Origin of the sequence: Paraburkholderia sp. NMBU_R16 (assembly GCF_013282575.1) — a bacterium.
Classification (GTDB): domain Bacteria; phylum Pseudomonadota; class Gammaproteobacteria; order Burkholderiales; family Burkholderiaceae; genus Trinickia.
Map to the genome: position 1 here is coordinate 1 of NZ_JAAAYE010000106.1, position 7,096 is coordinate 7,096.

Annotated in this window: 8 protein-coding genes and 1 pseudogene; 1 reads left to right on the forward strand and 8 read right to left on the reverse strand. The window is 59.4% G+C overall.

Features of this window, described 5'->3' with window-relative positions; translation table 11 throughout:
* The first annotated feature begins 215 nt into the window (after positions 1–215).
* Entirely contained in the window at positions 216–1,118 is a 903-nt protein-coding gene (locus tag GWC77_RS26385) for a LysR family transcriptional regulator (protein WP_173262030.1), read from the forward strand.
* 10 nt (positions 1,119–1,128) lie between these two features.
* On the opposite strand, the gene GWC77_RS30150 is transcribed toward GWC77_RS26385, so the two are convergent.
* The 8 genes and pseudogenes from GWC77_RS30150 to GWC77_RS26425 all read right to left on the reverse strand — a co-directional run.
* Positions 1,129–1,263 (reverse strand): hypothetical protein, encoded by a 135-nt coding sequence (locus tag GWC77_RS30150; RefSeq protein ID WP_302181388.1) that lies wholly within the window; start codon positions 1,261–1,263, stop codon positions 1,129–1,131.
* 73 nt (positions 1,264–1,336) lie between these two features.
* Positions 1,337–1,762, reverse strand: a complete 426-nt coding sequence (locus tag GWC77_RS26395; protein ID WP_173262009.1) for an organic hydroperoxide resistance protein — start codon at positions 1,760–1,762, stop codon at positions 1,337–1,339.
* A gap of 129 nt (positions 1,763–1,891) precedes the next feature.
* On the reverse strand, positions 1,892–2,458 hold the full coding sequence (locus GWC77_RS26400; RefSeq protein ID WP_173262012.1) for a TetR/AcrR family transcriptional regulator: 567 nt from the start codon (positions 2,456–2,458) through the stop codon (positions 1,892–1,894).
* A gap of 90 nt (positions 2,459–2,548) precedes the next feature.
* Complete coding sequence (locus GWC77_RS26405) at positions 2,549–4,954, reverse strand: penicillin acylase family protein (protein ID WP_173262015.1); 2,406 nt, start codon at positions 4,952–4,954, stop codon at positions 2,549–2,551.
* Positions 4,955–5,127: 173 nt separating this feature from the next.
* On the reverse strand, positions 5,128–5,610 hold the full coding sequence (locus GWC77_RS30405) for an ATP-binding cassette domain-containing protein (protein ID WP_367949119.1): 483 nt from the start codon (positions 5,608–5,610) through the stop codon (positions 5,128–5,130).
* Positions 5,534–5,770 carry a hypothetical protein gene (locus tag GWC77_RS26415; RefSeq protein ID WP_173262021.1) on the reverse strand — a complete coding sequence of 79 codons (237 nt, stop codon included), beginning with the start codon at positions 5,768–5,770 and terminating at the stop codon, positions 5,534–5,536. Before GWC77_RS26415 ends, GWC77_RS30405 begins: the two co-directional genes overlap by 77 nt.
* 20 nt (positions 5,771–5,790) lie before the next feature.
* Complete coding sequence (locus tag GWC77_RS26420) at positions 5,791–6,222, reverse strand: GNAT family N-acetyltransferase (protein WP_367949120.1); 432 nt, start codon at positions 6,220–6,222, stop codon at positions 5,791–5,793.
* Between the two features lie 680 nt (positions 6,223–6,902).
* Positions 6,903–7,096: pseudogene (locus tag GWC77_RS26425) on the reverse strand (IS256 family transposase); the annotation flags it as partial.

Consider the following 7,096-nt stretch of genomic DNA (forward strand, 5'->3'; position numbering starts at 1 on the left):
GCGCGGCTACACGCGCTTCGAAACAATGCGAACCGTGCTGTTCCTCATCGCCGGCAAGCTAGATTTCTCCAGCTTCAACCCGCATGCCTCGTGAGCCGCGTTACCCACTGCATTTTCAAAAGAGCCCTAATTGATGAATAGCAAGATTGGGTTTCCATAAATTCATTCCGGTCGTAACTTTTTGGAATGAATCGATGCGCATCTGGGGTGGAGAGATGGACGCTTTCTCGGACTTGAGTCTGTTTGCGCTCGTTGCGCGGCATCGGAATCTGGCGGCTGCGGCCCGTGAACTCGGTGTGACACCGCCCGCGGTCAGCAAACGGCTCGCGCAGCTGGAGCGGCGCCTCGGGGTTCGGTTGATGAATCGCACGACGCGGCGGCTGAGCCTGACGCCCGAGGGTGAGCTTTACCTATCGAGCGGTTCGCGCATTCTCGATGAATTGTCCGAACTCGAACATCTCGTCACGCAAAGCCGTGGCGAGCCGACGGGCCTGCTGCGCGTGAACGCATCGTTCGGGTTTGGGCGGGCGCGGATTGCACCCGCGGTATCCGAGTTCGTCGCCCTCTATCCAGCGATGAAAATCCTGCTGCATTTGACGGAGCGCCCAATGAATCTTCAGCAGGAGGGATTCGATCTCGGCATACGCTTCGGCGAAGTGCCAGACGCGCGCATCAATTCGCGGCTCCTCCTCGAAAACAGACGAATGGTTTGCGCGTCGCCGGACTATCTGGCGCGCCACGGCGAGCCTTCCGTGCCGCACGATTTGACGCGGCACGCGTGTATCGTTCTGCGCGAGAACGAGTCGGCTTACGGCACGTGGCATTTCTCGCGCGCCAAGCGAACGGAAACGGTCAAGGTCGACGGAGCATTGGCCAGCAACGATGGTAGCGTCGTGCTCCATTGGGCGCTCGAAGGGCGTGGGATCGTCGTGCGATCGCAGTGGGAGATCAAGAGACATCTCGCGAGCGGAAAACTGGTACCGTTGCTCACGGACTGGGCCTTGCCCGGTGCCAATATCCACGCGATCTACTTGGAGCGTAATCAGCTTTCGGTCAAGCTCCGGACGTTTGTCGACTTTCTGGGCGAGTATTTGCGCAGGCCGTCGCCCATCGCATGAGACGCGCCGATTAGTGAGCCTCGAGCAATGCCTTGAGTCTCATCAGGTCGCGCGTGACCCATTGCGCGTCCGCGGCGAATTTCTCGTCAGTCACAAGGCCCGCGTTGCCGGTTACCGATTCGACCGATTCTCGGCGATTCGACACGGGATGTCGAAGGGGCCGCCCCTGAAACCGTCCTTGGGGCAGCCCTTGCTTATCGGTTTGCTTCAAGCCCGATTCAAACGACCGTCAACGTGACATCGATGTTGTTTCGCGTCGCGTTCGAGTACGGGCATACGATGTGCGCTTTCTCGACCAGTGCCTGCGCCGCGTCGCGGTCCATGCCCGGCAGCGAAATCTTCAGCTCGACTTCGATGCCGAAGCCATTCGGAATCGCGCCGATCCCGACGCTGCCGTCGATCGACACATCGGCCGGTATCGCGATCTTGTCGCGTGCCGCGACGAACTTCATCGCCCCGAGAAAGCACGCGCTATAGCCCGCGGCGAACAATTGCTCGGGATTGGTGCCGGCGCCGCCCGCGCCGCCGAGCTCGCGCGGTGTCGTCAGCTTCAGGTCGAGATTGCCTTCGGGCACGACCGCCCGGCCGTCGCGACCACCGGTCGCCGTTGCGTGGGCACGATAGAGAACTTTTTCGATCGACATGATGAAACTCCTTTGGTGATGGACTTTGGCTATCTACTGAAAGATAGATTAAATGGCTCAAACAAACGCGGGCATGGATCTGCCCGTACTTCATGGCTACCGCATATATTTACTGAACAGCCCCCGACATCAGGACACTTTCTTCCAAACGAGTTCGACGTCTTCGAGACGGGCCTTCGTATGGAAGAGCCGACTGGCGAGCACGCTGCCCTGAAAGGCGGCGAACAGCGCGCGTGCCGCGTTCTGCGGCTTGCCGCTGAACGCCAGCGTGCCTTCCTTCGCGCCTTGCGCGAGGACGTTGGCAAGCCACGCCTCGTTCGCTTTGAAGAACGCCTGAACAGCTTCGCGAACATTATCCGGCAACGATTCGATGTCTGCTGCCAGCATCCCGCACAAGCAGATCTGGTTGCCATCGCCGAGCGTCCTGCCGAACAGTTTCGTATAGCGGCTCAACTTCGCATCCGCCGGCAACGACGGATCGATCGTGTCGAGCGTTTGCAGGACGCTTCGGCTGTATTCGGCAACCGCCTCGAGCACAAGATCGTCTTTCGACGGAAAGTAATAGTGAATGCTCGACGTCTTCACGCCTACCAGCTCCGATAGGTCGCGATAACTAAAGCCGTTGAACCCACGCAACATGATCAATGTGATGGCGTGGTCCAGCAACTGTTCCCTGACGGTCGATTTCGAGTCCATGAGCGTGACTTTATCTACGTGTAGATAGATTGTCAAGCGCGAGGCTAACGCTCCGCGCGTGGAGCCGGGGGAACGCGGGTGGGGGCGGGCTTAATGCGTCTGCGAGTCCGGTACCAGATGAATGCGCTTTTCCGTCGCCTTCTCGACGGCGGCGCGCGTATACAGTAACGGAAAGTACTCGCCGTTCAGCCACATCTGCGTGAGGTCGCGATAGTGTGGACTGTTCGGATCGCCCGATTCGCCGGGCAGGTTCATCGCCGTCGAATTGTCCCAGTTGCCAACGTCGACAATCACGCGAAACGATGGACCGTTGGTCTGCCGGAAATCGCTCGTGCGATAGGTGGACTGGTTCGGCGTATAAGCACTGCCACCTTTGCCGATGGGACCGACATCGAGCTTGGCGCGCGTCTTATCATCGACGAGATCCGCGAATGGATGCGCATTCAGATTGGTCTGGAGCTTCCCCCATTGCCACTTGCTGTTGTCCGGACCTTGCAGCCGCACCATCTCCTCGTACGCCGCACGCAGACTGGTAAGGAGCAGGTCATCGCGTTTCGCCTGCGCGGTGTCACCGAAACGCGCCTGTGGATGTTCCAGAGAATCGAGCATTACCGCTGTGTCGGGTGCGCCGAACGCATCGGCAGCCGCTCGCGGCAACACGGCTCGTTTGAACGCGCGGCCGAGATGGCGACTCAGCCAGACTTCTTCGAGGGCAGCTTGCGCCGAATCCGCTCGCATTTGCGCGTCCCAGCCCGCGAGCATGAATAGGGCGGCATGCGTCGAAGGATCGTCGCTCGACAGCGGAGCGAGCAATGCGACCAGCCGGCGTGCGGGAATCGATTCGATATCGTTTTGCAACCGCTCGCTATCTTCGATCGATACCTTTGGCAACGACCGCAATACTTCGTCGATGCGTCGATGGCGCGAGCCGTTGGTCCATTCGAAGCCCAGTTTGCGTTGCGCGTAGGGGAAATCGGGCGGCAGATTCATTTCGTTGGACGTGGTGAAGTAGCCGCTGCTCGGGTCGTAGGCGGACGGCATCGCGTCGCGTGACCAGAAGCCGGCCCACTCGTAGCGGCCGTCGCCGGGAACGGGCATGAGCCCATCCCAGTTCGGACGCTTCGGTGCGAGCCCGCTCGGCACCCATCCTATATGGCCTTGTATGTCCGCGTAGACTTGGTTGACCGTTGGTGCGCCCCAGGTTGAAAGCGCGCGTTTGAACTGAGCGAAGTTCTTGGCCCGCATGTAGCGCATCGAATCGAAATACGGCGACATGCCCGGTTGCAGCCACGCCGTGCGGACCGCGAACGCACGATTTTTGTCGCGCTGCGTGTAGATGACGGGACCGTGACGCGTGAACGCCAGTTCGGCATCGACAGGCGCGTCCCCCCGCACGGCGATCTTCTCGTGCACGATGCGCATGGGCTCCCAGTGGCCTTTGTAGCGGTACTCGCGTGGGTTGGCGGGATTCAATCGGTAGACGTAGAGGTCTTCCTGATCGATGTTGAAAATCGTGAGGCCATACGCAATCGAGCCGTTGTGTCCGATCGAAACACCTGGTGCCGATGGTTCGCCGCCGCCAATGATGTCGAGCGTCGGCGTACTGATCTGTTGGATGTAACGCAGGCTCGGCGCGGCGTAGGCGCGGTGCGGATCGTTGGCCATGATCGCGCGGCCCGTTGCCGACTTGTTCGGCGCAATCACCCAGTTGTTGCTGCCTTCGGTGACTTCCTCGGGATTATCGGCTGCGGCGATGACCGTCGTCGCAGCGTCGGCGCTCTGGAGCGAATCCCGCGTAATGCGCACGCTTTGCGTCGCGAGTGTAAAGACCTTGAGCACGTCGTCCGGCAGACATGGATCGAGCCCTTCGGGCACGTGGGCTTGCCATGCAGGCTGCAGACCGAAGCGCACGGAGTCGTCGGCAAGCGTACCGACGCAGGCGACCTTTGCGCGTGCGACTTCGCTCTTCAGATTACGTGTGAGGCCATGGCTGCGAATGCGAACGATGTCTTCCGGACTCCATTTCGCGGGCCAGTAGCCGACTTTGCGAAACTCGTAGGGCAGGTGGTCGGGGTGTGCGGCCAGCCAACCGATGTAGGCATTGACGCCCGCTGCGAAACGGGTAGCGACGGGCTTCGCATCGGGGCCGTAGCGCTTCCATTCGGCGGACATGTTGCCGCGGTACAGAAAAAGGCGGGAGGCCTGGTCCTGCTCGATATAGGCAGGGCCGAAGACTTCCGCGAGCTGACCGAGTCCGCGCCGGCGCCAGAGGTCGATCTGGAACATGCGGTCGCGGGCGGCATTGAAGCCTTGCACGAAGAAGGCATCGCGCTCGTTCTCCGCGAAGATATGCGGTACGCCCCATTTATCGATGAGGATATCCGCGGGATGGGACAGGCCTTCGACGGTGATCGTTTCTTCGGGAGTGGCCTCGGCGTGTGCGTATCGAAGAAGCAGTGCGCCGACTAGCGCAACGGTGAAAGCGATTGTTCGCATTATCCTTGCCGACACTGCTTTCTCCTTCGGGAAGTAGAAAACAATTGTCGAGGATATGGAGCGTTCCGTCGAGCGCGCCCCCGCGGCCCGGTCTAGCCTGCGGAGCCGATAGCATGAGCGTAGTTGAGGGAAGGAGGCTATACGCTGCTGCAAGGCTTGTCCAAAGCTGATCGCTATTGGGGACTGTCTTGACACAGGCGCTCGCCACTCCCGTACGGCCGTTGTCCGCACTGAACCCGTTTATTGGGCTGGACGCCCGTGATTGGACGATGGCTGACCAGGAAAATGATGGTTTCCGGAAGCGCATCGAGCACGTAGCGCAAGACGACCTTCTCAGACGCTGCATCGACGGAATTGAGCGCTTCGTCGAGTATTAGCACCTGTGGCCGATGCAGCACTGCACGCACGACGGCGACGAATTGTCTTTCTCCGAGCGAAAGCGACCGCGCATCCTCGTCTAGCTCAATGCGTCGGTTGCCGCAGATCCCGTCCCACGTATCCAGGCTAGCCCTGATGTCCATGTCCTGAACACAGTCGCTAGCGAGTCGTATGTTCTCCCGAACGGTGCCGTCAATCACCTCAGGAGATGCGGGTACGTACAGGACTGTGCCGCCGCCACGATCCGCCGCTTCGATCCGGGACGCCGATCTCCGCATACTCGAAGGGGCGCACGAATGCGCTCAGCTCTGCCTTGACAAGGTCGTGCACGCAGGCGACGCCTCCAATGTCGCCAACGTATGGGCTTGGCTGGTCGACGCGTTGGCCTCGAACGCTTACCAGCGCGTTATCGACAAGTGCTGCAAGCGATCGCTTCATGGGCATCTCCCAAATTTTCGTCACATGGGGAACGGCCCTGGAGCCCTACTACACGCGACCAGTTTGCCCTTAGGTGTTATTCCGACCGCGGAGAAGAGCTTCTCGCTTCCAGAAAAGGCCTCGGTGAAGATCGCCGTCTGCTCAAAACGCTGCACGATGACCTCCATAAGAGCGGTTCCAATGCCTCTGTTGCGGGCGTCCGGATCGACGCAGAGCTCGGCGACATAGGTAACGAATATTTCGTCGCTGAATACTCGCACCATGCCGAGCAGGCGGTTATCGGATTGCGTTGTGGAAAATGCCGCAAACAGATTCGCACCATCCAGGAATCGCTGTCGGAAATCATCAACGGCCAGGTAGTCCTTTGCCAAACCAAATCCGACTCGCTCATAGAGTTGAGCGATGGACTCTGATTCGATCGTTTTCGAATCAAAATGTACGATGACCTTGATTTTGTCACCTCATGTGGTTGGTCGCCCGCCCAGAATTGGGCGGGCAGGGCCTTAGTTGTCTAGGGGCGGATTAGCCAACTCTGCTACATGTTCCTGTAGCACAGCACTTCGTAGTTTTCGGCCCGGAGTAATCGTCAAGCGCATAGGCCGGCTTCTGATAGCCCTCCATCAGTTCGATTATTTCGTTAGTGCCGTTGATTCGAAAGGAGATATCTCGTAAAGAGACGGCCGATGTCTTTTCTGATATGGAGCAAGCTTGTTGTTGCCAGAATTCGCGTCGATGTTGGGCGCCGATCTGCTCTAGATGGTTCATTTCACCCTCGCGTCAGTGTCGAAGAGAGATGCGCCGACGAATCGTCGCCGGCGCAGGGAAATGCTAGTGAGGAGCTTGAACTCGATCAGCGGTGCCGAATTTTTTCGGACGAACGGAAGTTGACTGTGACGGTGTACCGCGTAGGGACTAGGCTGGCGGGCTCGCCGGCTCCGCGGCCGCCGTTACCGGGGCCAATCGAAGGATTGGTAACCGAAAGGACTTTGTCTCAGGCTCTGCCCGAGATTCGCCGCTCGCGCGAATTGCGTTGTCCTGGAGGGGATGTCGCTGGGTTTAACGGCAAGCCCGAGACGGCGGACGAATCGTATGGGGAGTGTCAGAATTTCCGTGTTCAAGGCGGGGGTGAGATTCACACGGATGGTCGAACGAATCGATCCGCGTAAAGGATAGCGAATTGGTTCATGGCCTGCTTCCAATCGTGAGCGGAGCGGCTCCATCCGGCTGTGATATTGCGCAGGGCAAGCCAGATAAGTTTTGTGGCGGCGTCATCGCTCGGGAAGTGGCCTCGCGTCTTGATGATCTTTCGCAACTGCGCGTTGATGT

Excerpts from the sequence above, each read along its gene's own strand:
- GWC77_RS26385 (WP_173262030.1), top strand. The coding sequence starts at position 216 with ATGGACGCTTTCTCGGACTTGAGTCTGTTTGCGCTCGTTGCGCGGCAT.
- GWC77_RS26395 (WP_173262009.1), bottom strand. The coding sequence starts at position 1,762 with ATGTCGATCGAAAAAGTTCTCTATCGTGCCCACGCAACGGCGACCGGT.
- GWC77_RS26400 (WP_173262012.1), bottom strand. The coding sequence starts at position 2,458 with ATGGACTCGAAATCGACCGTCAGGGAACAGTTGCTGGACCACGCCATC.
- GWC77_RS26405 (WP_173262015.1), bottom strand. The coding sequence starts at position 4,954 with ATGCGAACAATCGCTTTCACCGTTGCGCTAGTCGGCGCACTGCTTCTT.
- GWC77_RS30405 (WP_367949119.1), bottom strand. The coding sequence starts at position 5,610 with ATGCGGAGATCGGCGTCCCGGATCGAAGCGGCGGATCGTGGCGGCGGC.
- GWC77_RS26415 (WP_173262021.1), bottom strand. The coding sequence starts at position 5,770 with ATGAAGCGATCGCTTGCAGCACTTGTCGATAACGCGCTGGTAAGCGTT.